Origin of the sequence: Paraburkholderia silviterrae (assembly GCF_004353915.1) — a bacterium.
In the GTDB taxonomy this organism is placed as follows: Bacteria; Pseudomonadota; Gammaproteobacteria; order Burkholderiales; family Burkholderiaceae; genus Paraburkholderia; species Paraburkholderia silviterrae.
The window spans coordinates 535473-562113 of sequence record NZ_SMRP01000002.1 but is presented as its reverse complement, the minus strand read 5'-3'; the positions used below and the strand labels follow the sequence as shown (position 1 = coordinate 562113).

At 65.4% G+C, this 26641-nt stretch carries 19 protein-coding genes and 2 tRNA genes; 10 read left to right on the top strand and 11 right to left on the bottom strand.

Annotated elements, in window-relative coordinates:
• Nucleotides 1-162: 162 nt before the first annotated feature.
• From EYW47_RS06740 to EYW47_RS06720, 5 genes are all read left to right on the top strand, one after another.
• A complete protein-coding gene (locus EYW47_RS06740) occupies nucleotides 163-1761 on the top strand; it encodes a protein adenylyltransferase SelO (RefSeq protein WP_133194065.1) in 1599 nt (532 codons plus the stop codon).
• 59 nt (nucleotides 1762-1820) lie between these two features.
• A complete protein-coding gene (gene msrB / locus EYW47_RS06735; RefSeq protein WP_133194064.1) occupies nucleotides 1821-2240 on the top strand; it encodes a peptide-methionine (R)-S-oxide reductase MsrB in 420 nt (139 codons plus the stop codon).
• A gap of 100 nt (nucleotides 2241-2340) precedes the next feature.
• Entirely contained in the window at nucleotides 2341-2874 is a 534-nt protein-coding gene (locus EYW47_RS06730; RefSeq protein ID WP_133194063.1) for a septation protein A, read from the top strand.
• Nucleotides 2871-3182, top strand: a complete 312-nt coding sequence (locus tag EYW47_RS06725; protein WP_133194062.1) for a BolA family protein — start codon at nucleotides 2871-2873, stop codon at nucleotides 3180-3182. The genes EYW47_RS06730 and EYW47_RS06725 overlap by 4 nt, the downstream gene beginning before the upstream one ends.
• Before the next feature lie 36 nt (nucleotides 3183-3218).
• A complete protein-coding gene (locus tag EYW47_RS06720; RefSeq protein ID WP_133194061.1) occupies nucleotides 3219-3998 on the top strand; it encodes a peptidylprolyl isomerase in 780 nt (259 codons plus the stop codon).
• 119 nt (nucleotides 3999-4117) lie between these two features.
• Here EYW47_RS06720 and EYW47_RS06715 read toward each other — a convergent pair whose 3' ends face one another.
• Together EYW47_RS06715 and purL are read right to left on the bottom strand one after the other, a co-directional pair.
• Nucleotides 4118-5242, bottom strand: a complete 1125-nt coding sequence (locus tag EYW47_RS06715) for a Fic family protein (protein ID WP_133194060.1) — start codon at nucleotides 5240-5242, stop codon at nucleotides 4118-4120.
• Nucleotides 5243-5464: 222 nt separating this feature from the next.
• A complete protein-coding gene (gene purL, locus EYW47_RS06710) occupies nucleotides 5465-9541 on the bottom strand; it encodes a phosphoribosylformylglycinamidine synthase (protein WP_133194059.1) in 4077 nt (1358 codons plus the stop codon).
• A gap of 510 nt (nucleotides 9542-10051) precedes the next feature.
• Between purL and EYW47_RS06705 the strand changes: the two genes are divergently transcribed.
• The 3 genes from EYW47_RS06705 to pgi all read left to right on the top strand — a co-directional run bounded on the left by EYW47_RS06705 (nucleotide 10052) and on the right by pgi (nucleotide 15018).
• The gene (locus EYW47_RS06705) at nucleotides 10052-11347 is read left to right on the top strand and encodes an FAD-dependent oxidoreductase (protein WP_133194058.1); all 1296 of its coding nucleotides are present in this window, start codon (nucleotides 10052-10054) and stop codon (nucleotides 11345-11347) included.
• 171 nt (nucleotides 11348-11518) lie between these two features.
• Nucleotides 11519-13183 (top strand): NAD(P)H-hydrate dehydratase, encoded by a 1665-nt coding sequence (locus EYW47_RS06700; RefSeq protein WP_133194057.1) that lies wholly within the window; start codon nucleotides 11519-11521, stop codon nucleotides 13181-13183.
• 215 nt (nucleotides 13184-13398) lie between these two features.
• Entirely contained in the window at nucleotides 13399-15018 is a 1620-nt protein-coding gene (pgi, locus tag EYW47_RS06695) for a glucose-6-phosphate isomerase (RefSeq protein ID WP_133194056.1), read from the top strand.
• A gap of 84 nt (nucleotides 15019-15102) precedes the next feature.
• Here the strand turns inward: pgi and EYW47_RS06690 are convergent, their stop codons facing one another.
• Complete coding sequence (locus EYW47_RS06690) at nucleotides 15103-15882, bottom strand: ABC transporter ATP-binding protein (RefSeq protein ID WP_133194055.1); 780 nt, start codon at nucleotides 15880-15882, stop codon at nucleotides 15103-15105.
• Between the two features lie 6 nt (nucleotides 15883-15888).
• On the opposite strand from EYW47_RS06690, the gene EYW47_RS06685 reads away from it, so the two are divergent.
• Together EYW47_RS06685 and EYW47_RS06680 are read left to right on the top strand one after the other, a co-directional pair.
• Nucleotides 15889-16653, top strand: coding sequence for an arylesterase (locus EYW47_RS06685; RefSeq protein WP_240763569.1), 765 nt, complete (start codon nucleotides 15889-15891; stop codon nucleotides 16651-16653).
• 172 nt (nucleotides 16654-16825) lie between these two features.
• Nucleotides 16826-17173 carry a hypothetical protein gene (locus tag EYW47_RS06680; RefSeq protein ID WP_133194054.1) on the top strand — a complete coding sequence of 116 codons (348 nt, stop codon included), beginning with the start codon at nucleotides 16826-16828 and terminating at the stop codon, nucleotides 17171-17173.
• 117 nt (nucleotides 17174-17290) lie between these two features.
• Here EYW47_RS06680 and EYW47_RS06675 read toward each other — a convergent pair whose 3' ends face one another.
• The 8 genes from EYW47_RS06675 to tig all read right to left on the bottom strand — a co-directional run bounded on the left by EYW47_RS06675 (nucleotide 17291) and on the right by tig (nucleotide 26580).
• The gene (locus EYW47_RS06675) at nucleotides 17291-19231 is read right to left on the bottom strand and encodes a SurA N-terminal domain-containing protein (RefSeq protein ID WP_133194053.1); all 1941 of its coding nucleotides are present in this window, start codon (nucleotides 19229-19231) and stop codon (nucleotides 17291-17293) included.
• Nucleotides 19232-19333: 102 nt separating this feature from the next.
• Nucleotides 19334-19410: transfer RNA gene (locus tag EYW47_RS06670), tRNA-Asp, on the bottom strand.
• Nucleotides 19411-19473: 63 nt separating this feature from the next.
• Nucleotides 19474-19549: transfer RNA gene (locus tag EYW47_RS06665), tRNA-Val, on the bottom strand.
• 93 nt (nucleotides 19550-19642) lie between these two features.
• Nucleotides 19643-19969: an HU family DNA-binding protein gene (locus EYW47_RS06660; RefSeq protein WP_165976512.1), complete on the bottom strand. Its 327-nt coding sequence runs from the start codon at nucleotides 19967-19969 to the stop codon at nucleotides 19643-19645.
• Between the two features lie 309 nt (nucleotides 19970-20278).
• The gene (gene lon / locus EYW47_RS06655; protein ID WP_133194052.1) at nucleotides 20279-22705 is read right to left on the bottom strand and encodes an endopeptidase La; all 2427 of its coding nucleotides are present in this window, start codon (nucleotides 22703-22705) and stop codon (nucleotides 20279-20281) included.
• Between the two features lie 191 nt (nucleotides 22706-22896).
• A complete protein-coding gene (gene clpX / locus EYW47_RS06650; protein WP_028216418.1) occupies nucleotides 22897-24168 on the bottom strand; it encodes an ATP-dependent Clp protease ATP-binding subunit ClpX in 1272 nt (423 codons plus the stop codon).
• A 243-nt stretch (nucleotides 24169-24411) separates the two neighbouring features.
• Nucleotides 24412-25065 (bottom strand): ATP-dependent Clp endopeptidase proteolytic subunit ClpP, encoded by a 654-nt coding sequence (clpP, locus tag EYW47_RS06645; protein WP_028216419.1) that lies wholly within the window; start codon nucleotides 25063-25065, stop codon nucleotides 24412-24414.
• 168 nt (nucleotides 25066-25233) lie between these two features.
• Nucleotides 25234-26580 carry a trigger factor gene (gene tig, locus EYW47_RS06640; RefSeq protein ID WP_133194051.1) on the bottom strand — a complete coding sequence of 449 codons (1347 nt, stop codon included), beginning with the start codon at nucleotides 26578-26580 and terminating at the stop codon, nucleotides 25234-25236.
• Nucleotides 26581-26641: the final 61 nt, after the last annotated feature.

The following is a 26641-nucleotide window of genomic DNA, read 5'->3' as shown; positions in this document are numbered from 1 at the left end:
GCCAGGTTTTTGTATGGGATGGCGCAGTGCTCGCCGGCCTCGGCGCGGCATGCAGGAAGGCGCAAATGCAAGTCCAAGCGCAAGTCCGACACGCATTCGGACCGCGTCCTGCACGCCGGCGGGCGCGGACTTACAATATCGGCTATTCAATAGGCGCTCAATATGTCGTTTTCACCAGGCCAAACTGACTCAAACGGCGGCTCGACCGCCCCGCGCGCGCCGGCAAACGGCCCGCTCGCCGACTTCGAACGCGCGCTCGGCGTGCCGCGCGACGACACGTTCGCAGCGCTCGGCGCGACCTTCCATACGCGGCTGCCCGGCGCGCCGCTGCCCGCGCCGTACGTGGTGGGTTTCTCGAAGGGGACGGCGGCGCTGCTCGGCCTCGATCGCGAAGCGCCGTCCGATCCCGCATTCGCCGAGTATTTCTGCGGCAACTTCACACGCGAGCGAACGCCTTCGACGATGTCGTATGCGAGCGTCTACTCGGGACACCAGTTCGGCGTCTGGGCAGGCCAGCTCGGCGACGGCCGCGCGCTCATGCTCGGCGAGATCGAGCACGCGGGAAAGCGCCTCGAGGTCCAGCTCAAGGGCGCGGGGCGCACGCCCTATTCGCGCATGGGCGACGGCCGCGCGGTGCTGCGCTCGTCGGTCCGCGAATTCCTGTGCTCCGAGGCAATGCATCACCTCGGCATTCCCACCACGCGCGCGCTGACCGTGATCGGCTCCGACCAGCCGGTGCGCCGCGAAGAGCTTGAAACCGCCGCGGTCGTCACGCGCGTGTCGCCGAGCTTCGTGCGCTTCGGCCACTTCGAGCACTTCTATTCGAACGACAATGTAGAGGCGCTGCGCGCGCTCGCCGACCACGTGATCGGCCGCTTCTACCCGCATCTGCGCGAAGCCGACGATCCGTATCTCGGGCTGCTCGACGAAGCGGTGCGCAGCACGGCGGCGCTGATGGTCGACTGGCAGGCCGTGGGCTTCTGCCATGGCGTGATGAACACCGACAACATGTCGATCCTCGGCCTCACGATCGACTATGGCCCGTTCGGCTTCATCGACGGGTTCGACGCGAATCACATCTGCAACCACTCCGATTCACAAGGCCGTTACGCCTACCGCATGCAGCCGCAGATCGCGTACTGGAATCTGTTCTGCCTCGCGCAGGCGCTGCTGCCGCTCTTTGGCGCGCACTACGACATCGCCGACGAAAAGGCGCGCGGCGAGCGCTGCGTAGCCGATGCGCAAGCCGTGCTCGAACGCTTCAAGGGGCACTTCGCGCCGGCGCTGGAAGCGCGCATGCGCGCGAAGCTCGGCCTCGAGCAAACGCACGAAGGCGACGACGCACTTGCGAACCGCCTCTTCGAAATCATGCACGCGAACCGCGCCGACTTCACGCTGACGTTCCGCCGTCTCTCGCGCGTCTCGAAGCACGACGCGCAAGGCGACACGTCGGTGCGCGACCTGTTCCTCGATCGCGCCGCGTTCGACGCCTGGAGCCTCGACTATCGCGCGCGCCTCGCACTCGAAACGCGCGACGACGCCGCCCGCGCCGTCGCGATGAATCGCGTGAACCCGAAATACGTGTTGCGCAATCACCTCGCGCAAACGGCCATCGAGCGCGCCGCGCAGAAAGATTTCAGCGAAGTCGAACGGCTGGCGAGCGTGCTCGAGCATCCGTTCGACGAGCAGCCCGGGCACGAAGCCTACGCGGCGCTGCCGCCCGATTGGGCGAGCTCGCTCGAAGTCAGTTGCTCTTCGTGAGCACGCCCCCATCTACGGCAGACCTTTCCACCGCGCATTTGACCCGACAGGAACCCGACATGAGCCAGGACGATCACAACTCCGACGCCTACCCCGGTCACAAGTCCGACGCCGAGTGGCGTCAGCAGCTCGACGCGACGCAGTATCAGGTCACGCGCCACGCGGCCACCGAGCGCCCCTTCACGGGCAAGTACTGGGACCATACCGAGCGCGGCGTGTACGACTGCGTGTGCTGCGGCAAGCCGCTATTCGAGTCGGACACGAAATTCGACGCCGGCTGCGGCTGGCCGAGCTACTTCCGCCCGATCGACGGCGAAGTGATCGAAGAGCGCACGGACCGCTCGCACGGCATGCTGCGCATCGAAGTGCGCTGCAAAAACTGCGGAGCCCACCTGGGTCATGTGTTCGAGGACGGCCCGGCCCCGACCGGCCTTCGGTATTGCATCAATTCGGCTGCGCTACAATTCGAGCCCAAGTGAACGCGGGCGAGGCAAGCTCGCGTCCCGCACGGGGTGTGACGCAGGACTGAAAGCGTCGCGCCCTCTTTTTGCGGCTCATTTTGTAAACTTCCAGGCCGATATGAAATTTCTGTTTGATCTGTTCCCGATCATCCTGTTCTTTGTCGCCTTCAAGGTGTGGGGCATCTTCACGGCCACGGCCGTCGCGATCGTCGCGACGCTCGCGCAGATCGCGTGGGTGGCGTTCCGTCACCGCAAGGTCGACCCCATGCTGTGGCTGAGTCTCGGGATCGTCGTCGTGTTCGGCGGCGCCACGCTCATGCTGCACGACGAGACCTTCATCAAGTGGAAGCCCACGGTGCTCTACTGGGCCTTCTCGGTCGTGCTGCTGGTTTCGCAGGTGGCGTTCGGCAAGAACCTCATCGAAGCGATGATGGGCAAGCAGATCAGCCTGCCGCCGCGCATCTGGACGCAACTGAACTTCGTCTGGTCGGTCTTCTTCGCGCTGCTCGGCATCCTCAATCTGTTCGTCGCGTACCACTTCTCCACCGATGCATGGGTCGACTTCAAGCTGTTCGGCGCGACGGGCATCCTCGTGGTGTTCATCGTCGGCCAGAGCCTGTGGCTCTCGCGTTATATGAAGGAAGAAGAATGAGCGACGTGTTTCTCAATTCCAGCCCCGCCGAGCGCATGGCGCTGATCGAAACGCGCCTCACGGCGGCGCTCGCGCCCGTCGAGTCGATCGTCGTGCGCGACGACAGCGCACAGCACGCAGGCCATGCCGGCGCCTCGGCGGGCGGCCACTATCACGTCACGATCGTTGCGGCCGCATTCGCGGGGAAAGCCCGCGTGGCAAGGCATCGCATGGTGTATGATGCGCTGGCCGAAGCCATGCAGCGCGGCATTCACGCGCTCGCGATCACGGCGCTCACGCCCGAAGAGGCGGCAGCGCTGCCCCGCTAATCCCCACTTTTTGATTCGCCCCGTTAGGACTTTTCGATGACCCTGAAGAAATCCCGTCTCTGGGTGTTGCTGGCTGCGTTTGCGGCGGCTCCCGCCTTTGCGCAGAACGTCGCCGTCGTGAACGGCACGCCGATTCCGAAGTCGCAGGCCGACGCGCTCATCGCCCAGGTCGTGGCCCAGGGCCAGCAAGATACGCCGGACCTGGAAAAGGCCGTGCGCGAGGAACTCATCAACCGTCAGGTGCTGATGCAGGAAGCGGCGCGCCTGGGCATTCCGAACCGTCCGGACGTGAAGGCGCAACTGGCGATGGCGCAGCAGCAGGTCGTCCTGCATGCGTGGATCCAGGATTTCCTCAAGAACAACCCGCCCACCGACGCCGAAGTCAAGGCGATGTACGACAAGCTCACGCAAAGCGCGGGCGGCAAGGAATACCACCTGCATCACATCCTCGTTGACAACGAGCAGCAGGCGAAGGACCTGATCGCGAAGATCAAGGCCGGCGCGAACTTCGAAGACCTCGCGAAACAATACTCGAAGGACCCGGGTTCGGCGAAGAACGGCGGCGATCTCGACTGGTCGGACCCGAAGGCCTACGTGCCGGAATTCGCCGATGCGGCGACGCACCTGCAGAAAGGCCAGATCACCGATACGCCGGTGCACACGCAGTTCGGCTGGCACATCATCCGCGTGGACGACATTCGCGACATCGCGCCGCCGCCGCTCGAGCAGGTGCGTCCGCAAATCGTGCAGCAACTGCAGCAGCAAAAGCTGCTCGCGTTCGAGCAGCAACTGCGCGACAAGGCCAAGATTCAGTAAGGCTGCGTTCGCGGCTTGTTTGCTGCGATCAAAAAACCCCGCGACCTGCGAAGGCGCGGGGTTTTTTGTTGGCCTGGCGGATCTTGGCGCGCTGGCGGCCAGGCCGTTCAGGAGCGCCGCTACTTCGGCAAAGCATTCAACTCGTAGCTCGTGCTGCGGCCGCCGCCTTGCGCCTTGCGCAGGACGCCGCGCGCCAGCAGGTCGCTGATATCGCGTAGCGCGGTATCGGAGGAGCATTTGGCGATGGCCGCCCATTTGCCGCTGGTGAGCTTGCCGTCGAAACCATCGAGCAGCTTGTTGAGCAACTTGACCTGCCGCTCATTGAACGGCGACGTGGCCCAGTGACGCCAGAAGCTTGCCTTGGCCAGCACCGCGTCGAGCGTGAACTGCGCCTGGTCGATTGCACGACGCAGCGCATCGAGAGACCAGAGCAGCCATTCCGTGACATCCATGGAGTGCTTTTGCGTGCGCTCCAGAATCTCGTAATACGCGTTGCGTTCTCGCTGGATCTGCGCCGACAAGCTGTAGAAGCGTTGCGGGCTGCCGTCGGCGCGCGCGAGCAGCAAGTCGCCGATGGCGCGTGCCACCCGGCCGTTGCCGTCGTCGAACGGGTGCAACGTGACGAACCACAGGTGGCCGAGCGCGGCCTTGATCAGCGGCGGATCTTGCGGGGGCGCGTTGATCCAGTCCAGGAATCGGCTCGTTTCAGCCTCCATCCGGTCCGCCGGCGGCGCTTCGAAATGGACCCGCTGACGACCAAGCGGACCGGACACCACTTGCATGGGCCCACTGGCATCGTCGCGCCATGCGCCGACGTTGATCCTGGATAGACCTGTGTAGCCTGTCGGAAACAGCGCGGCATGCCATCCAAAGAGGCGCTCACGGGTGACCGGCATCTGGCTGTTGGATGTCGCGTCGAGCACCATCTCGACCACGCCCTCGACGTGGCGATCGACCGGCGCGAGCGCGCCAATATCCACGCCGAGACGGCGTGCAATTGACGACCGAACTGACGCAACATTGAGCTGCTCGCCTTCGATCTCGCTCGTCTTGACCACGTCCTCGGTCAAGGCCGCCAGGCTGGCCTGGTCGCGCAACGCCATGCCAACATCGGCCAGACGGCCCGCCAATAAACCTTGGGCGCGACTGGCCTCAGCCATGGGCTCAGCCAGCTTCGCCAGGTCGTAGCGCCAGATTGGCCAGTCACCGGCTTGCCAGATGTACGTGTAATCGCCGCTATTCATGCGGTGATTATGAGCCCTATTCGCCGCAGCGACAAGCCAATCGCCGCACAGAATGCGGCGAATAATGGCTGTATTCGCCGCAACGCGAAGCTCTCACCGCCCCGAAAGCATCATCCGCGCGCCCAAAACGCAAAAAACCCGGCCACACCCAGATCTGGAGCGTGGCCGGGGTCTCTCGACTCCGACAGGGCCGTCAGTCTGACGGCCAAACGGCAGCGCGGCTTAGCCCAGCCACTTGCGCGCGTTCTGGAACGCACGCAGCCACGGGCTCGCCTCGCCCCAGCCTTCCGGATGCCAACTCATCGTTACCGTGCGCTGCACGCGCTCGGTGTGCGGCATCAGCACCGTGAAGCGGCCGTCGGGCGTCGTGACCGAGGTGATGCCCTGCGGCGAGCCGTTCGGGTTGAACGGATAGCCTTCGGTTGCCTGGCCGCGGTGGTCGACGTAGCGCATCGCCACGGCCACCTTCGAGACGTCGCCCTGCTGCGAGAAGTCCGCAAAACCTTCGCCGTGCGCGACCGCGACCGGAATGCGCGAGCCTTCCATGCCGTTGAAGAAGATCGACGGCGAGCTCTGCACTTCGACGAGCGAGAAGCGCGCTTCGAACTGCTCCGACTTGTTGCGCGTGAACTTCGGCCAGGCTTGCGCGCCCGGGATCATCGAGGCCAGGCTCGACATCATCTGGCAGCCGTTGCAGATGCCGAGCGCAAACGTGTCCTCACGCGCGAAGAACGCCGCGAACATGTCCGCGAGCTTCGCGTTGAAGCGGACCGTCTTGGCCCAGCCCTCGCCCGCGCCCAGCACGTCGCCGTACGAGAAGCCACCGCAGGCCACTGCGCCCGCGAAGTCGGCGAGCGTGGCGCGGCCTTCGAGCAGATCGCTCATGTGCACGTCGTGCGCATCGAAGCCGGCGCGATCGAACGCATAGGCCGTTTCGAGGTGCGAGTTCACGCCCTGCTCGCGCAGGATCGCCACGCGCGGACGCGCGCCCTTGCCGACGAACGGCGCGGCCACGTCTTCAGCCGGGTCGAACGTGAGATGCGGCTGCATGCCCGGATCGGCGGCGTCGAGCAGCGCGTCGTATTCGGCGTCGGCGCACGCGGGATTGTCGCGCAGGCGCGCGATGCGCCAGCTCACTTCGCTCCACACGCGATGCAGTTCCGCGCGCGGCGCGGCGTAGATGCGCTTGGCGTCGCGATAGATTTCAATCGAGTCGCGGTTATTCAGCGTGCCGACGACATGCGAGCATGCCGAAAGACCATGCTGGCGCAGCACGGCAAACACGGCGTCGCGCTGCTGAGCCGGCACCTGGATCACGGCGCCCAATTCCTCCGAGAACAGCGCGCGCAGCGTGCGGTCTTCGCGGCGGCCGCTCGTCTGCTTCGCCCAGTCCTTCGCATCGCCGTAATCGGACTCGTGCTCGCTGTCGAGCGTGAGCATGTCGACGTTCAGCGACACGCCCGTATGGCCCGCGAACGCCATTTCGCAGACCGTCGCCCACAGGCCGCCGTCCGAGCGGTCGTGGTACGCGAGCAGCTGCTCGTTCGCGTTGAGCTGCTGGATCGCCGTGAAGAACTGCTTGAGGTCTTCGGCGCTGTCCACGTCGGGCACCGCGTCGCCCACCTGTTGCGTGACCTGCGCGAAGATGCTGCCGCCCATGCGGTTCTTGCCGCGGCCGAGATCGACCGCGATCAGCACCGATTCGCCCACCTCGTCGACGCGGCGCAGTTGCGGCGTCACGTGGCGGCGCACGTCCTCGACCGGCGCGAATGCGGAAATGATGAGCGAGACCGGCGCGACGACTTCCTTCGCGACGCCCTCCTCATTCCACTTCGTGCGCATCGAGAGCGAATCCTTGCCCACCGGAATGCCGATGCCGAGCGCCGGACACAGCTCCATGCCGATCGCCTTCACGGTGTCGTAAAGCGCGGCGTCTTCGCCCGGCGCGCCGCATGCGGCCATCCAGTTCGCCGAGAGCTTGAGCTTGTCGAGCGAGAGAATGGGCGCGCTCGCGATGTTGGTGATCGCCTCGCCCACGGCCATGCGGCCTGACGCGGGCGCATCGATCACGGCGAGCGGCGTGCGCTCGGCCATCGTCATCGCTTCGCCCTTGTAGCCCGCGTAGTCGAGCGCCGTGATCGCGCAGTCGGCCACCGGCACCTGCCACGGGCCGACCATCTGGTCGCGCACCGTCGTGCCGCCCACCGAGCGGTCGCCAATGGTGATGAGGAAGGACTTGCTGCCGACCGTCGGGTTGCGCAGCACGCTCTTTGCGACTTCGTCGAGCGAGATGCCCGTGACTTCGACCGGCGTGAGCGGCGTGCTCGCGTGCTCGACGTTGCGGTGCATGCGCGGCGGCTTGCCGAGCAGGATGTCCATCGGCATGTCGACGGGCTGGTGGCCGCCGTTCGCGGCGAGCGCCTGCTCATCGGTATCGATCAGCTTCAGTTCGCGCTCCGCGGTCGCCACGCCCACCACGGCGAACGGGCAGCGCTCGCGCTGGCAGATCGCTTCGAACATCGGCAGATCGGCGGGCGGGATCGCGAGGACGTAACGCTCCTGCGACTCGTTCGACCAGATCTCGCGCGGCGAGAGGCCCGACTCTTCGAGCTGCACCTGGCGCAGTTCAAAACGCGCGCCCTTGTCGGCGCCGTCGACGAGCTCGGGGAACGCGTTCGAGAGGCCGCCCGCGCCCACGTCGTGAATCGAGAGGATCGGGTTGGCCTCGCCCAGCTGCCAGCACGAGTTGATGACTTCCTGCGCGCGGCGCTCGATTTCAGGATTGCCGCGCTGCACCGAGTCGAAGTCGAGCTCGGCGGTGTTCGTGCCCGTGGCCATCGAGCTGGCCGCGCCACCGCCCATGCCGATGCGCATGCCGGGGCCGCCAATCTGGATCAGCAGCGTGCCGGCGGGCAGGTCCTGCTTGTGCGTGAGCGTCGCGCTGATGTTGCCGATGCCGCCCGCGATCATGATCGGCTTGTGATAGCCGCGCACGGTGCCCGCAACGTTCTGCTCGTAGGTGCGGAAGTAGCCGCCGAGGTTCGGACGGCCGAATTCGTTGTTGAACGCGGCGCCGCCGAGCGGCCCGTCGATCATGATCTGCAGCGGCGAGGCGATGCGGTCCGGGCGGCCGTAAGCCTCGCCGGTGTCCGTGGGATTGCGGTGCGCGAGCGGCGTGAGCGCGTCGCGGGCGTTTTCCCACGTTTCGCGCGCGTCGGGCAAATCGAGATTCGAGACGGTGAAGCCCGTGAGGCCGGCCTTCGGACGCGCGCCGCGGCCCGTCGCGCCTTCGTCGCGGATTTCGCCGCCCGAGCCCGTTGCCGCGCCGGCGAACGGCGAGATCGCGGTCGGGTGGTTGTGCGTCTCCACCTTCATCAGCGTGTGCGTGAGCTCGGTGTGGCGACCGTACTGCTCGCCCGGTGCGCCGTCAGCGTTGCTCTTGCGCGGGAACCAGCGTTCCGCGACCGCGCCTTCCATGATCGACGAGTTGTCCGAGTACGCGACGATGGTGCCCCGCGGGCTCACCTTCTCGGTGTTGCGGATCATCGCGAACAGCGACAGGTCCTGGTCCTGGCCGTCGATCGTCCAGCTCGCGTTGAAGATCTTGTGGCGGCAGTGCTCGCTGTTGGCCTGCGCGAACATCATGAGCTCGACGTCGGTCGGATTGCGCTCGAGCTTCGTGAAGTTCTCGACGAGGTAGTCGATTTCGTCGTCGGCGAGCGCGAGGCCCAATTCGGCGTTGGCCGTCTCGAGCGCCTTGCGGCCGTGGCCGAGCACGTCGACAGTCTGCATCGGACGCGCCGGCAGCTCGTCGAACAGATGCAGCGCCGTGTCGCGCGAGGCCGCCACGCTCTCGGTCATGCGATCGTGCAGCGCGGCCGCGACAGCGGCGTGCGCCTCGTCCGACAAGGTCTTCTTGCCGCCCAGCAGGCCGCTCTTGAGAGTCACCGTGTACTCGACGCCGCGCTCGATGCGGCGCACCTGCTCGAGGCCGCAGTGATGCGCGATGTCGGTGGCCTTGCTCGCCCACGGCGACACCGTGCCGAAGCGCGGCACGACGAGGAACGTCACCGCGCTGCCGCGCTCCTGGGGGGCCGCGAACGGCGCGCCGTAGTGCATCAGCGCTTCGATCTTCGCGCTGTCGTCAGCGGAAAGTGGCGTGGCCGAGTTGACGAAGTGCAGGAACTGACCGTGCACGCCGACGATATTGGCATCGATACGCTGAAGCGTTTCAAGCAGACGGGTCTGGCGGAAATCGGAGAGGGCCGAAGCACCGGGGAAACACGAGAAGTGGGCCATGGACTGGGGCGTTGCGTCGAAGTTGCGTCGCGCCTTCGCCTCGCACGGGCGTCTCGCGGGGTGGCGAAGCGTCGCACGCAGGCGGTGACGTCGGGCCGACGTCGGGCGATGAAAGGAGACCGCGATTATAACCCGGAAGCCCCCTTCCGGCCGCCCTTCCAGGCGGGCGCAACGCGTTTGAAGCGGCACGCCCGTGCGTCTTTTTGCGACATCGGCGTATGGCATCACGACGATCCACGTGGCGTCATGGCTATTTTCTTGATTCAGGATGCGCTGGCGTAGCGGTGGCCGGCCGGTATTGCGCGCCTCGCGAACGGCGCTAGCGCGGCGTGATTGCCCGCTTGCCTGGCATCGACGCGCGCGTGCCACGCACATGGCGAGCGGCCCGGTTTGGCTGCTATGATTGCGCGTTTCACCCGATCGGCGCGACAGCCCGCGCCGCATGCCACACCCCCTTCGGCAGGGTGCCCTCGCTCCTCGGCGCGCCGCCTGCCTGCAGATCGAATCATCATGGATGTCATCGTCATTGGCGGCGGAATCGCCGGCGTCGCCACCGCCTACCAGTTGCGCGCGGCGGGCCATCGCGTCTGCGTGGTCGAGCGCCACGCCACCGTTGCACAAGGCGCGAGCTATGGCCATAGCGGCGTCGTGCTGCCCACGCCACTCGACGTCTGGTTCGGCCCCACTTTCCTGCGCAACGGCCGGCAATCGTCGGGCGGAGTGATCTGCAAGACCGGCTTCACCGGCCATGCGCGCACCTTCGTGAAGCGTCTCTCGGCACTGCACGGCTCCGAAGCCTTCGCCGCGCGCTATACGCTCCTGCGGCCGTTGATCGAATCGGCGCAGAGTGTGCTGGACGACGCCGAGGGCCGCTTCCAGCTCGAATACGAGCAGCGCGAAGGCCTGCTCTACCTCGTTCGCGGCAGCGACGAATGGTCGCTCACGCAACCCGCGCTCGAACTGCTGCGTCATTTCGAGACGCCGCATCACGTCCTCACTGCGCACGAGTGCGTGGCAGCCGAGCACACGATTCCCGCCGATCCGCCGTTCGCGGGCGCCGTGCGCTTCGACCACGCGCGCGTGGCCAACTGCCCGCTCTTCGTCAAGCAGCTCAAGCAAGTGCTCGATACGCTCGGCGGCGTGCAGTTCCAGACCGGGCGCAGCGTGAGCGCGATCCGCCTCGAGAACACGCGCGCGGCCGTGGAGCTTGCGCCGCGCCCCGAGGAGGCGGCACGCAAGCGCGAAGTCGAAGTGATTTCCGCCGATGCCGTGGTCGTCGCGGCGGGCGCGCAAACCCCGAAGCTGCTCGCGCCGCTCGGCTTCAAGCTGCCGTTCTATCCCGTGCGCATGCACACACTGAACGCGCCCGTCGCGCATGAGGAATGCGTGCCGCATACGACGCTGATCGATGCAGCGCGGCGTATCGCGATCACGCGCACGAACCACCGGCTGCGCATTTCGGGCGGCGCGGTGCTTCAGCGCATGAAGGAGCTCGACGAGCCGCTGCCCGAGGCGCTCACCGAAGAGGCCCTCGCCCTGCTCGGCGAGGCCTCGCGCGATTGGGCGCCAGGCGCCGCGCGCATTTCGGCGGCGCTCGCGTGGGAGGGCATGAAGCTGCTCTCCGCCGACGGCATGCCCGCGGTGGGCACCGCGGGGCACCCGCGGCTCTACGTCAACGCGGGGCACGGGCCGGCCGGCTGGGCGCTCGCGCTGGGATCGGCGCGCCTCATTGCTGCGCAGATCTCGGGCACCGCCCCCGATCTGCCCGCCGAGACCATCGAAGCGCTCTGGCCCGGGCGCGGTTGAGGCGCTCTCGCGCCTTGTTTCCTTTGCGCTTCATGATGTTCCAGGGCCGCTGACACCCTCTGAGCGAGCGCGACAGCGCGTCTGCCTACACCCGGGCGCGCGGCGCTCGGGTATCGTTGCATTGTCGAATTCCCGCACGCGCGGCCGTCTCTTGCGGCTGCCTTCGCCACCATGACAGACGCCACGCTCACCCTGCCCCTTCCGATGCTCGTCAATCCGCACGACCGCGCCGTGCCACTCCTGAGCGTTGCGCAGCTACGCGAGGCCGAAACGGCCGCCCAAGGCGCGCTACCCGCGCACACGCTGATGGCACGAGCCGGCGCCGCCGCAGCCCATTTTCTGCGCGAGCAGATCGCGCATGCGCCGTCGCCGATCAGCGCGAAGCCCGTCTGGTTCGCCGCCGGCCCCGGCAACAACGGCGGCGACGCGCTCGTGGCCGCCGCCGAGCTCAAGCGCGCGGGCATCGCCGTCGAAGTCTGCATGCCGCTCGAAGTGAAGCCCGACGACGCGCGCTGGGCGCTCGCCGAGGCGCGCGCCGCAAGCGTATCGATCACCCGCGTGCCGCCCGAGTCGTTCGAAGCCTACGGCTGGCTCGTCGATGGCCTGTTCGGCATCGGCCTCGCCCGCGCGCTCGACGGCGCGTTCGGTGCGCTTGCGCAGCGGCTGGCGGCGCGCGCGCGCAGCCACGGCCATGTGCTCGCGCTCGATGTGCCGAGCGGCCTCGACAGCGACACGGGCAACGTCGTCGGTGGCGGCCCGGCCGTGCGCGCGACCCATACCGTCACCTTCATCGCCGCGAAGCCGGGGCTCTATACGGGCGCGGGCCGCGATTACGCCGGCGCCGTGAGCGTGGCGCCTATCGGCCTGGATGCGGGCCTGGCGTCCGACGTGGCGCCAGGCGCAAAAGCCACCCAGCCAACCGGCATCGAAGCCGGCCCCGGAGCGCATCCGGTGGCAGACACGAATGCCCGACCCGCGCGGCTCAACGCGCCGGCGCTATTCGCCGCGGCGCTGCCGCCGCGCGACTTCGCCACCCACAAGGGCAGCTTCGGCACGCTCGCCGTGGTGGGCGGCGACACCGGCATGTGCGGCGCGCCGATCCTCGCCGCACGCGCCGCACTGCTCTCAGGCGCCGGCAAGGTTCACGTGGGCTTCCTCGGCAGCGACGCGCCGCCCTACGACGCGCCACATCCCGAGTTGATGCTGCACACCGCCGGCAAGCTCGCCCTCGACACGATGAGCGCCGTCGCGGCGGGCTGCGGCATGGGCGGGAGCGCATCGGCGCGGCAGCTCGTCGACCGCATCCTGCAGCTCGATGTTTCGGTGCTCCTCGACGCGGACGCCTTGAACCTCGTCGCCCGCGACGACTTGCTCGCCAAGCGCGTGGCCGAGCACTTGCACACGCACGGCGCGCCATGTGTGCTCACGCCCCATCCGCTCGAAGCTGCGCGCCTGCTCGGCACCGATACGGGAGCCGTGCAGCGCGACCGGCTGGCCGCGGCGCGCGCACTCGCGATGCGCTACGCCGCGGTCGCCGTGCTCAAGGGCAGCGGCACGGTGATCGCCGCACCCGACGGCCGCATCGCCGTCAACCCCACCGGCAATGCGGCGCTGGCCACCGGCGGCACCGGCGACGTGCTCGGCGGACTGATCGGCGCCCTGCTCGCGCAACGCCTGCCACCCTGGGAAGCCGCGCTGGCCGGCGTCTACCTGCATGGCCTCGCCGCCGATACGCTCGTTAGCGAGGGCGACGGCCCCGTGGGTCTCGCCGCCGGCGAACTCGCACCGGTGGTCCGGCGCCTGATGAACCGCCTGTTCTACGCGCCGAAAGATTGATGCAAGCTTTCGGCCGCAGCCTTGCGGCACGCAACTTGCTGGTCTCGCCCGGCGATTAGCGCGGTGCTGCCCAGTGACACACGGCCCCGCTATACTGATCTTTCGCGCGCCGCTCACCGGCGGCGCGCGCATCCCCGCAGCGCGTGACGCGCGCGTCGGCACACCGGCGCAGCGCCGTCCGCCGCCCTCCCTTCGTTTTCCCGCGCTAGACGAACATGACGAATCCGCTTCCTGCCTGGTCCGCGCTACAGACGCACTACGAACAGATCCGCAACGAAAAGATGCGCGACTGGTTCGCACCCGCCAACGATCCCGCGCCGACTCGCGCTGAACGCTACACGTACACGGGCGGCGGCCTTGGAGCCGACTTCTCGAAGAACCGCATCAACGACGCCACGCTCAAGCTGCTCGTGCAGCTCGCGCGCGAGGCCGGCGTCGAACAGCGCCGCGATGCGATGTTCGCGGGCGAAGTCGTCAATCCGACCGAAGGCCGCGCCGCGCTGCATACCGCGCTGCGCGCAACCGAGCCCGACGCGCCGTTCCACGCGCAGATCGCCGCCGAGCGCGCCAAGATGGCGAAGTTCGCCGACGCCGTGCGCAGCGGCGCGTGGACCGGCTACACGGGCAAGCGCATCCGTCACGTGGTGAACATCGGCATCGGCGGCTCGGACCTTGGGCCGAAGATGGTCGTTCACGCGCTCAAGCATCTCGAAACGCCCGAGATCCACTCGCACTTCGTTTCGAACGTCGACGGCGCCGACCTCTGGCGTGTGATCGAGGACATCGATCCGGAGGAAACGCTGGCGATCATCGTCTCGAAGACCTTCACGACGCTCGAGACCATGACGAACGCGCGTTCGATGCGCGACTGGTTCGTCAAGCACGGTTGCCCGGAAAGCGCGCTCGCGAAGCACTTCGTGGGCGTTTCGGCGAATCCCGCCGAAGTCGTGAAATTCGGCATCGCCAAGGACAACGTCTTCGAGATGTGGGACTGGGTGGGCGGCCGCTATTCGCTGTGGTCGGCCGTGGGGCTCTCGATCATGATTGCGATCGGGCCGCAGCAATTCGACGAGCTGCTCGCGGGCGCCCACGACATGGACAAGCACTTCCGCGAAGCGCCGCTCGAAAAGAACCTGCCCGTGCTGCTCGGCATGATCGGCATCTGGTATCGCAACTTTTTCGGCTCGCAGAGCTATCTGGTCGCGCCGTACTCGGAAGCCCTGCACTACCTGCCCGCCTACCTCCAGCAGCTCGAAATGGAGAGCAACGGCAAGTCGGCGCGCCTCGACGGCCAGTTCGTCGATTACCCGACCGCTGCGGTCACCTGGGGGGAGCCTGGCACGAACGGCCAGCATGCGTTCTTCCAGATGCTGCACCAGGGCCCGACGATCGTGCCGATCGACTTCGTCGCCGTGCTCACGCCCGAGCATCCGCTCGGCGACCATCATCCGAAGCTGCTCGCCAACTGCTTCGCGCAGAGTGAAGCCCTGATGCTCGGCCGCACCGAAGAGGAAGCGCGCAAGGTGGCCGGCCCGGACAAGCCCGAGCTCGTGCCGCACCTCGTCTTCCCCGGCAACCGTCCGACCACGACGCTGCTCGTCGACGCGCTCACGGCACGCTCGCTCGGCGCGCTGATCGCGCTGTACGAACACAAGGTGCTGGTGCAGGCCTCGGTCTGGAACATCAACCCGTTCGATCAGTGGGGCGTGGAGCTCGGCAAGATTCTCGGCAAGGTGGTCGAGGCCGACCTCACGGCCGCGAGCGCCGACGTGAAGCCGCACGATTCGTCGACATCCGCGCTGATCGCGCGGGCGCGCGCGGCGCTCAAGCGTTGATGCGCTGATGGCATGAAAAAGGCGTGCGCGGTGAGAGCCGCGCACGCCTTGTTTGTTTGGGGAGCTAAAGCGTGTGGGGCCGGGTCAACGGCCCGCCTCGATACGCCCCCGCTCTGGCGCCTCGCGCACGTCCTCCGGGCTGCCTGTATGCGGCGCATTCGGCACGCGGCGGCCGGCCTCGATCGTCACCATGGAGTCGCAGCGGCGCGCGAGATCGACGTCGTGCGTGACGAGCACGAGCGTCGCGCCGCTTGCATCGCTGTTTCCACTACTGTTTGCACGATTGAGCTCGAACATCAGGTCGATGACGGCATGCCCGGTGGCGGCATCGAGGCTGCCGGTGGGCTCGTCCGCGAACAGCACGGCCGGGTGCGTGACGAACGCGCGGGCCAGCGCCACGCGCTGCTGCTCGCCGCCCGAGAGCAGCTTCGGATAATGGGCCGTGCGCTGCCCGAGCCCGACGCGCTCCAGCAGGGCGCGGGCGCGCGCGAACGCCTCGCGCGTGGTGAGGCCGCCCTGCAGCTCGAGCGGCAGCGCGACGTTCTCGAGCGCGGTCAGATGCGGCATCAGCTGGAACGACTGGAACACGAAGCCCACCGAGCCGTTGCGCAACGCCGCGCGCTGATCTTCGGCCATGCCAGTAAGCTCATGGCCGAGCAGGCGAACCGAGCCCGCGCTCGCGCTGTCCAACCCGGCCAGGAGGCCCAGCAGCGTAGACTTGCCCGAACCCGACGCGCCCACGATCGCCACGCTGCTACCCGCGTGCACGGTCAGGTCGATGCCGTCGAGTATGGTCAGCTCGCCGCTCGCGTCGGTGACCCGCTTGCACAGGCCACGCACTTCGATGACTGGATCGCTATTCATTCGCACATGATGAAGCAAAGATTCGCCGCCTGCGCGCGGCACGCCGCGCCGGCCGCCACGGCCCGCGCCGGCCTCAACACCATCGCTACCCTCGCTGCTTTTACGGCCACGGCCGTGCTGGGTATCGCTGCCAGCGCCGCCCTGCCCGGCGGCTCGCACGACGCCGTCGCAGCTACCGCGCCCGCCGTGCAGCCCGCCGCCGCGAAGCCCGTCATCGCCGTGCTCGGCGACAGCCTCTCCGCCGAATACGGCCTGCCGCGCGACACGGGCTGGGTCGCGCTGCTGCGCCAGCGGCTCACGAGCGAGCGGATCGATTATAGCGTCGCCAATGCGAGCATCAGCGGCGACACGACGAGCGGCGGGCTCGCCCGCCTCCCGCTCGTCATGCAGCGCATGAAGCCCTCCATCGTGATCGTCGAGCTCGGCGCGAACGACGCGCTGCGCGGCGTTCCGCTCACGACGACGGAAAGCAATCTTCGCGCGATCGTCGACCAGATCCGTAAAGGCCATGCGCAGCCGGTGCTGGTGGGCATGTACGTGCCACCCAATTACGGCCCCGACTATACCCGCAAGTTCCATGGCCTCTACGGCCAGCTTTCTACGGAGCTGCACGTGCCGCTAGTGCCGTTCCTGCTCGCCGGCCTCGCCGACAAGCCCAATCTCTTTCAGTCCGACCAGATGCATCCGAACCAGCAGGCACAGCCCTTGCTGCTCGACAACGTGTGGCCGACGCTCAAGCCGCTGCTCGGTGGCGGCGGCACGCAGCGTTGACAGCGTAACGGCGCGCATCTGCATGATGCGTCATTGCGCCCTCGTATCAGGCGTGTGACGCCGTAGTGTGACGCCGTAAAGCGCGTTGTGCGTCGTGTGCCAGGTCACACGTTTGCAGCGGACGAACGGCTTTCGTCTGATCCTCGACTGACTCTGACTGAAGGGAGATAACGTGAAATTCCTACCTCTGATTGCCATTACGGCCACCCTTGCAGCCTGCGCCAATCAGCCGTTGCCGAACGGCGCGCAATCGGTCGGCACCAGCCAGCAACCACCGGCGGCCGTTGCACAGTGCATCGCCAAGAAGTGGGCCGACCGCTCGCAGCAGCAAGTCGTCCAGCAAAGCGTCATGGCAAACGACCAGGCCGTCGATGTCTATGTGCCCGGCCAGCAGCCGCCGAACGGTGCGGCCGCAACGGTGCGCCCGGCGTGGAACGCCAATGCCAAGACGTGGGTCGGTTTCCGTGCCGGCGGTGGCGCGGGCAGCGACGCCACCAGCGATATCAGCGCCTGCCTCTGATTGCGAATGCACGCGCGCGCAGCACCTCAGTCGCGCTGCGAACGCCCAAACAAAAGCCCCGCATTTGCGGGGCTTTTTTTACACTCACGCGCCTTGGCGTGAAGCCGGCTGCGACGCTTACTGCCCGTCGCCGTCAGACTGGCTGGATGCGCTCAGGGAGCCATACAGCTTGACCTTGGAGCGATCGCGCAACGCATCGAGATAAGCCTGCGTCTCGGATTGGCCGCTCACGCCTGCGAGCTGCTGCTGCGCGGCGGTGAGACGCGGACCATCGGCGGGCGGGCCGTTGGTCACGCTGTTCACGCGATAGATCGCATAGCCCTGGTCGCCGAGATCGACGCCCACATAGGCGGGCAACTTCTGCGGGTCGGCCTTGAACACCGCCGAAAGCGCATTGGGCGGCAGTCCCTGTGCATCGTTGCGCGTGACCTTCACCGCCGACGAGAAACCGTCAGTGGCCTTCGACTTCTGCAGCGCCGCGAGCTTCGCTTCGCCGTCCTTGCGCGCCGTCTCACCGGCCTGCTGCGCAACCACCTTCTGACGCACGGCATCCTTGACGGCAGCGAACGCGGGCACGGCGGCGGGCTGGAAGCTCGTCACGTGCGCAGAGATCAGCGTGCTGTTGCCGACGTCGATCGCCTGGGTGTTGTTGTGCTGGTTCACCGAGTCGCTCGCGAACACCGCGTCGAGGAACTTCTGGTTGTTCAGCGGGCTGTCCTGCGGCAACGCGGGGTTCGGCTTCGGCGTGACCGTGGCCGTCTGGAGCGTGAGCTTGTACTTGTCGGCGGCCGGCTGGAGGCTCTTCGACTGCTCGTAGACCGTCGAGGTAAAGCCGTCCGTCGCGTCGGCGAGCAGCTTCGCCGCCTGCTGCGACTTCACGTCATTGGCGATCTGGCCTTTGACTTCGTCGAACGACTTGGTCACCGACGGCTTGATGTCCGTCAGTTTGACGATGTGATAGCCGAAGTCCGACTGGATCACGTCGCTGATCTCGTCCTTCTTGAGCTTGAAGACGGCATCGTCGAAGGCCTGGCCGCCCGCGATCATGCCCGGGCCGAAGTAGCCGAGGTCACCGCCCTTCGAGGCCGAGCCCGGATCCTGCGAGTCCTTTTGGGCGATCTGCGCGAACTGGTCGGGATGCGCCTTGACCTCGGCGAGAATCTGCTCGGCCTTCTGCTTGGCGGCGGCGCGATCGGCTGCGCTCGCGTCCTTCGCAACCGTGATCAGGATGTGGCTCGCCCGCACCTCTTCCTGCGTCTTGTAATGGGCGATGTTGTCGTCGTAGTACTTCTTGAGATCGGCATCCGTCGGATTGACCGAGGCCGCAACCGTTGCGGCCGACAGCACCAGATACTGGATCTGTGCCGTGGCCGGCGTGGCGAAGTCGTCCTTGTGCGCGTCGTAGTACGACTGCAGCTGGGCGTCGGTGGGCGTGATCTTCGGCGCGTAATCGCTCGCGTGGAACGCGAGCCCCTGCACCTCGCGCTGCTGCTCGGAAAGCTCCGTGAGCTGCTGCGCAAGCGCCTTCGGCGTGAACGCGCTGTTCACGAGCGCCGCCGGCAACTGCTGCATCGCGAGGCTATAGCGCACGCGCTCGTCGTACTGCTCGGGCGTCATGCCTTGCATGGCGAGCAACTGCTTGTACCTGTCGAGGTCGATCGAACCGTCGGGGTTCTTCAGCGACGAGATGATCGGATCGGACAACAGCGTGCGGCGCACCGCCTCGTCCGAGGCGGTCAGATGCAGGCGCTGGACTTCGTCCACGAGCACGCGCTGCTGGATGAGCCCGTCGAGAATGTCCTTGCGATGCTGCGGCGTATCGAACTGAGTCGCGTCGAAGCGCGCGCCCATGATCTGCCGCGCCTGATCCATCTGCTGACGCGTGGCATTGTCGAATTCGGCGCGAGTGATCTTGTGACCGTTGACGCTCGCAACGTTCGCGCTCTCGTCAAAGAAACCGCGGAAGCCTTGAATGCCGACGAAGCCGAGCCCTGGCAGAATCACCAGCATCAGCATCATCATCATCAGTCGTTTGTGATTGCGGAAAAAGTCGAGCATGCGTGACCAAGCGTTGGAAGGCGCCGAAAAATAGAACGCCCGATATTACAACAGCGGCCAACAAAAAAGGCGAACCGGAGTTCGCCTTCTTGCTGATAGATCTGGCGGAGCGGACGGGACTCGAACCCGCGACCCCCGGCGTGACAGGCCGGTATTCTAACCAACTGAACTACCGCTCCGTGCTGATGTACTGCGTGCGCTACTATCGCGCGCAGGATGCGCGTCGTGTGAACCTGAAGCTGTGGTGGGTGCTGAGAGGCTCGAACTCCCGACCTACGCCTTGTAAGGGCGCCGCTCTACCAACTGAGCTAAGCACCCAGCTTCATGATTCCCGCTGCAAACGTCTGCTGCGCTTTTTGCTGCCACTCTTACTGCCGCATTTCGCCGCGCAATCATCAAGTAGCAAGCCCATTAGTTTAGCGCATCTTTGAGCGCTTTGCCAGGCCTGAATTTAGGAACTTTTGCAGCCTTGATCTTGATCGCCGCGCCCGTGCGCGGATTGCGACCCGTACGCGCCGTGCGCTTGCCGACCGCGAAGGTGCCAAAGCCGATCAGCGTGACCGAGCCACCCTTCTTCAACGTACCTTTGACGCCGCCGATCATGGCATCGAGTGCGCGCCCCGCAGTCGATTTCGAGATATCGGCCTGTTGCGCGATGTGATCGATCAATTCCGTCTTGTTCATTCCAGTCCCCGAGAATGTGTTTGGGCAAATCGTGGTGGCGCAATGTGCCGCCATGCGCCGGCAAGGAACATCACTGACAAACGGCTCTGGTTTGGTCTGGAACCAGAGCCCGCTCATTTAACGGAGCCGAAAGTAGCGTGTCAAGCAGGGTTCGGCCCGATGCGCCCGCGCTTTCGATGGCCGTTATCCGTGTGCTTGCCAGGCGCAGTCCACCTGGCGCAACGTCAACGAATCTAACGGGCGCGCACGACGTGCCGCCGCTCGCAAACGCGCCCGGCAATAAAAAACCCGCGGACATGCCGCGGGTTTTTCGGGGGACGAGCATTTCAGCAAGCCGCGCCATCGGCGCGGCTCACGTGAAGCTCAATGCTTGACGACTTCGGTCGCGCCGGCTTCCTTCGTCTCAGCAACGGGCGCTTTGGCGTCGTCGGCCTTCACTTCTTCTTCCGGCAACGGCTGCGGCACACGCTCGAGCGCGAGTTCGAGCACCTTGTCGATCCAGCGGACCGGCACGATCTCGATCGAGTTCTTCACGTTGTCCGGAATCTCGGTGAGATCCTTGACGTTCTCTTCCGGGATCAGCACGAGCTTGATGCCACCGCGATGCGCCGCAAGCAGCTTTTCCTTCAGCCCGCCGATCGGCAGCACTTCGCCGCGCAGCGTGATCTCGCCCGTCATCGCGACATCGGCGCGCACCGGAATGCCCGTGAGCACCGACACCAGCGCGGTCGTCATCGCACCGCCTGCGGACGGACCGTCCTTCGGCGTCGCGCCTTCGGGCACGTGGATATGGATGTCCTGCTTCTCGAACGCCTCGTCCTTGATACCGAGACGACGCGAACGCGAACGCACCACCGAGCGAGCCGCTTCGACCGATTCCTTCATGACGTCGCCGAGCGAACCCGTGCGGATCACGTTGCCCTTGCCGGGCATGACCGCGGCCTCGATCGTCAGCAGATCGCCGCCGACTTCCGTCCACGCAAGACCGGTCACCTGGCCGATCTGGTTTTCCTTCGCAGCCAGACCGAAGTCGTACTTGCGCACGCCGAGGAAGGTGTCGAGGTTGCCGCTGTCAACCGTGACCGCCTTGTCGGCCTTCTTCAGCAGCAACATCTTCACGACCTTGCGGCAGATCTTCGAGATTTCACGCTCGAGCGAACGCACGCCCGCTTCACGCGTGTAATAGCGAATGATGTCGCGGATCGCGCCTTCGGTCACCTCGATCTCGCCAGGCTTGAGCCCATTGTTCTTCTTCTGCTTCGGCAGCAGGTAACGCTGGGCGATGCTGACCTTCTCGTCTTCCGTGTAGCCCGAGAGGCGGATGACTTCCATCCGGTCGAGCAGCGGCGGCGGGATGTTCAGCGAGTTAGACGTGGCGACGAACATCACATCGGAGAGATCGAAATCGACTTCGATGTAGTGGTCGGCGAACGTGTGGTTCTGTTCCGGATCGAGCACCTCGAGCAGCGCCGACGACGGATCGCCGCGGAAATCCATGCCCATCTTGTCGACTTCGTCGAGCAGGAAGAGCGGATTGCGCACGCCAACCTTGGTCAGGCTCTGCAGGATCTTGCCCGGCATCGAACCGATGTAGGTACGACGATGGCCGCGAATCTCGGCCTCGTCACGGACGCCGCCCAGCGCCATGCGCACGAACTTGCGGTTCGTTGCGCGCGCAATCGACTGGCCGAGCGAGGTCTTGCCCACGCCCGGAGGCCCGACGAGGCACAGGATAGGCGCCTTGACCTTGTCCACGCGCTGTTGCACCGCGAGGTACTCGAGAATGCGTTCCTTCACTTTCTCGAGACCGAAGTGGTCTTCGTCGAGCACGGCTTCGGCGTTCGAGAGGTCGTTGTTGACCTTGCTCTTCTTGCGCCACGGCAGGCCGATCAGCGTGTCGATGTAGTTGCGCACGACGGTGGCTTCCGCCGACATCGGCGACATCAGCTTGAGCTTTTTGAGCTCGGCGTCGGCCTTCTTCTTGGCTTCCTTGGGCATGCGCGCGGCGGTGATGCGCTTCTCGAGTTCTTCGAGATCGGCGCCTTCTTCGCCCTCGCCCAGTTCCTTCTGGATCGCCTTGACCTGTTCGTTCAGGTAGTACTCGCGCTGGCTCTTCTCCATCTGGCGCTTGACGCGCCCGCGGATGCGCTTCTCCACCTGGAGGATGTCGATCTCGGCTTCGAGCTGGGCGAGCAGATGCTCCAGACGCTCCACGACCGGGAACATCTCGAGGATGTGCTGCTTCTGGTCGAGCTTGAGCGGCAGGTGCGCGGCGATGGTGTCGGCAAGACGACCGGCCTCGTCGATGCCCGACAGCGAGGTCAGGATCTCCGGCGGGATCTTCTTGTTCAGCTTCACGTACTGGTCGAACTGCGAGACGATCGCCCGGCGCAGCGCTTCGGTTTCGGCGCTGTCGGCGTGATCGGGCTCGAGCGGCATGACTTCGCACGAGAACTGCGTTTCCTGCTCTTCGATGGAAAGCGTCTTCGCGCGCTGCAGGCCTTCCACGAGCACCTTCACGGTGCCGTCGGGCAGCTTGAGCATTTGCAGGATGTTGGCGATACATCCCACTTCGTACATGTCTTTTTCGGTCGGCTCATCCTTGGCGGCAGTCTTTTGCGCGACGAGCATGATGTGCTTGCCGCCTTCCATTGCCGCTTCGAGGGCCTTGATCGATTTGGGCCGGCCCACGAAAAGGGGAATCACCATATGCGGGAAGACTACGACGTCTCGCAGCGGCAGCAGCGGGAGCGTGGTGCGTTCCGGCGGGAGGAGTTGGGTTCCTGACATTTCATTTCCCCATGAGTGGAATCAATTGTTCGGTAAGTGAGGCCTGAAAAACCGATTGCAAGCCTCGAGCAAGTGGGAAAAGTTCAGTGACTCCAAAAAAAGTGCGCCATCGACCTCAAGATAAACGAAAAAGCCGTTCATCCCATTGTATGAACGGCTCTTTCCCGGAACTCTTTAGCCGATCACCACCATCAGTTCGAGCCTGCAACCTTTGGAGCGTCCTCGTAAATCAGGAGCGGCTTGCCGTCGCCGTCGATTACATTGTCGTCGATGATCACCTTGCTCACGCCTTTCATGGCCGGCAGCTCGTACATCACGTCGAGCAATGCCTGTTCCAGGATCGAGCGCAGGCCCCGGGCGCCGGTCTTGCGGCGGATCGCCTTGCGGGCGACAGCCTGCAGCGCGGCCGGACGGATCTCCAGTTCCACACGCTCCATGTTGAAGAGCTTGTGATACTGCTTGACGAGCGCATTCTTCGGCTCGACCAGAATCTTCATGAGCGCGGCTTCGTCGAGCTTGCCGAGCGTGGCGACCACCGGCAGACGGCCGATCAGTTCCGGAATCAAACCGAACTTGATCAGGTCTTCCGGTTCCGTTTCGCGCAGCACTTCGCCCGTGTCGCGTTCCTGCTTGCTCTTCACGCTCGCGCCAAAGCCGATGCCGGTTTTTTCCGTGCGGTCGGTGATGACCTTTTCCAGGCCGTCGAACGCGCCGCCGCAAATGAACAGGATATTGGTCGTGTCGACCTGGATGAAATCCTGGTTCGGATGCTTGCGGCCGCCCTGCGGCGGCACCGAGGCCATCGTGCCCTCGACGAGCTTGAGCAGCGCCTGCTGCACGCCCTCGCCGGAGACGTCGCGCGTGATCGACGGGTTGTCCGACTTGCGGCTGATCTTGTCGATTTCGTCGATGTAGACGATGCCGCGCTGGGCCTTGTCGACCTCGTAATTGCAGTTCTGCAGCAGCTTCTGAATGATGTTCTCGACGTCTTCACCCACGTAGCCGGCTTCGGTCAGCGTGGTGGCGTCCGCGATCACGAACGGGACGTTCAGAAGGCGCGCGAGCGTCTGCGCGAGCAGCGTCTTGCCCGAGCCCGTGGGCCCGATCAAGAGGATGTTGCTCTTGGAGAGTTCGACGTCGTCCTTCTTGTCGAGATGCTTCAGACGCTTGTAGTGGTTGTACACCGCTACCGCGAGGATCTTCTTCGCGCGCTCCTGCCCGATCACGTACTGGTCGAGGATATCGCGGATCTCCTGCGGGCTCGGCAGGTCCGAGCGCGACAGCGCCGCGTCGACGCCCGCGCCTGCGGCCTCGTCGCGAATGATCTCGTTGCACAGGTCGATACATTCATCGCAGATGAACACCGACGGGCCTGCAATCAGTTTCTTTACTTCATGCTGGCTTTTGCCGCAAAACGAGCAATACAACAGCTTTTCGCTGTTAGAACCTTTCTTGTCCGCCATGGATAAATGAGCCTCCGGACACTCTGTTACATGATACGCCGTTTCCCCCAGCGAGGCCGGGGGGCGCGTGAACCGCTTGCTGTGACGGCGTTGGCCGCAGGCCGCGAAGCGCGTTGCCGATTATTTCACACGGTCCGCGCGCCCGTGACTATCCCGTATTTCACGGGGTTCGCGCACGAGGCGAGCGGACCATCAGTTGGCCCCATCAATTGGCAAACAGGATGCCAAAAAACGCGTGCCGGATCAGGGGCGCTTGTGCAGCACCTGATCGACGAGGCCGTAGGCCTGCGCGTCATCGCCCGACATGAAGTTGTCGCGGTCGGTGTCGCGCGCGATGCGCTCGACCGGCTGGCCCGTATGGTTGGCGAGCAACTGGTTCAGGCGCTCCTTCAGGTACAGGATTTCGCGCGCCTGGATTTCGATGTCCGACGCCTGGCCGCGTGCGCCGCCGAGCGGCTGGTGAATCATCACGCGCGAGTTCGGCAGCGCGAAGCGCTTGCCCTTCGCGCCCGACGCGAGCAGGAACGCACCCATGCTGGCCGCGAGGCCCATGCAAAGGGTCGAAACGTCGGGCTTGATGAACTGCATCGTGTCGTAGATCGCCATGCCAGCCGACACCGAGCCACCCGGGCTGTTGATGTACAGGCTGATGTCCTTGTCAGGATTCTCGCTTTCGAGGAACAGCAACTGGGCGACGACGAGATTCGCGGTCTGGTCGTTCACTTCGCCAACCAGAAACACCACGCGCTCCTTGAGCAGGCGCGAGTAGATGTCATACGAACGCTCGCCGCGGCCGCTCGTCTCCACGACGATCGGCACGAGGCCGAGCGCCTGCGGTTCGAGGTCGCGCGAGGCGTGGGAGGTCAACGTGTCCAGCGATTGAGCGCGAATGGTCATGCGGTGCATCCTTGTCTGGAAGAGTTGTTCTGGTAACCCTGATAATGCTCAATGGCGACGGACCCTGCAAAAATCAACCACGACAAGAGTGTGGCCATATTCTGCGGATACAAAAACGGCGTGCTGGCCGTCGGTGCTCCGACAGCCGGCACGCCGTAGCGGGCAGATTTAAGCCTGCGCCGTTGCGCTTGCCAGTTCTTCGAAGCTCACCAGCTTGTCCGTCACCTTGGCCTTGCCGAGCACGAAGTCCACGACGTTCGATTCAACGACGTAGGCTTCCATTTCGGCGAGACGCTGCTGGTTCGAATAATACCAGCGCACGACTTCCTTCGGGTCTTCGTAGCTTTTCGCGAATTCGTCGACTTCAGCGCGGATTTGCTCCGGCTTCGCTTCGAGGTTGTTCGCCTTCACGAGCTCGGCCAGCACGAGGCCGAGCTTCACGCGGCGCTCTGCCTGCTCCTTGAACATCTCGGCCGGGATCGGCGCGTCCTTCGCGTTGGGCACGCCGCGCTGCGCGAGGTCCGCACGCGCCATTTCGACGAGGCGCTGCTGGTCCTGCTCGACAAGCGCGTTCGGCACGTCGAGCTCGGCGATCTTCAGGAGTGCATCCATGACCTGGTTCTTGACGATGGCCTGGGTGCGGCGCTTCGCTTCGCGCTCGAGGTTGTCCTTGATCTCGGCGCGCATCTTCACGAGGTCGCCGTCGGCGATGCCGAGCGACTTCGCGAATTCGCCGTCGATTTCCGGCAGGTGCGGCCACTCGATCTGCTGCATCGTGATCGTGAACTTCGCGGTCTTGCCGGCGACTTCCTTGCCGTGATAGTCCTCGGGAAACGCGAGGTCGAATTCGCGCGACTCGCCCTTCTTCAGGCCGATCGCCGCCTTTTCGAATTCCGGCAGCATGCGGCCTTCGCCCAGCACGAACGCGAAGCCTTCAGCGCTGCCGCCCGGGAATGCAACGTCGTCGATCTTGCCGACGAAGTCGACCGTCACGCGGTCGCCTTCCTTCGCTGCGGTGTCGGCGCCGCCGTCACCATGCTCGCCCGCTTCGCCGCGAGCGTGGAAGTGCACGCGCTGCTTGCGCAGGATGTCCAGCGTGCGGTCGATTTCGGCTTCGGTGATGGACGTGGTCGTGCGCTCGATTTCGGCGGTGCCGACGTCGCCGAGCGTCACTTCCGGATAGACCTCGAAGGTCGCGTCGAATGCGTAGTCGCCTTCAGTGGCTTCCACTTTCGGCGCGAAGCTCGGCTGGCCTGCCACGCGCAGGTTCTCGGCGCGGCTGATGTCGAAGAATTCCTTGCCGACCTTGTCGCTCAGGACTTCGGCTTCCACCTGGCCCGAGTATTGTTGCGTGACCATCTTCAGCGGCACCTTGCCCGGGCGGAAACCCGGCATGCGCACGTTCTTCGCGAGTTGGCGGATGCGCGAATCGACTTCTTTCTGCACGGCGTCCTTCGGCAGGGAAATCGTCACGCGGCGTTCGAGCTTGCCGAGGTTTTCAACAACGTTAGCCATGGCTTCAATCGTCCTAAAATTGTTCGAGCGTAATCAGTAATCTTTGCTGCCGCAGTCCGAT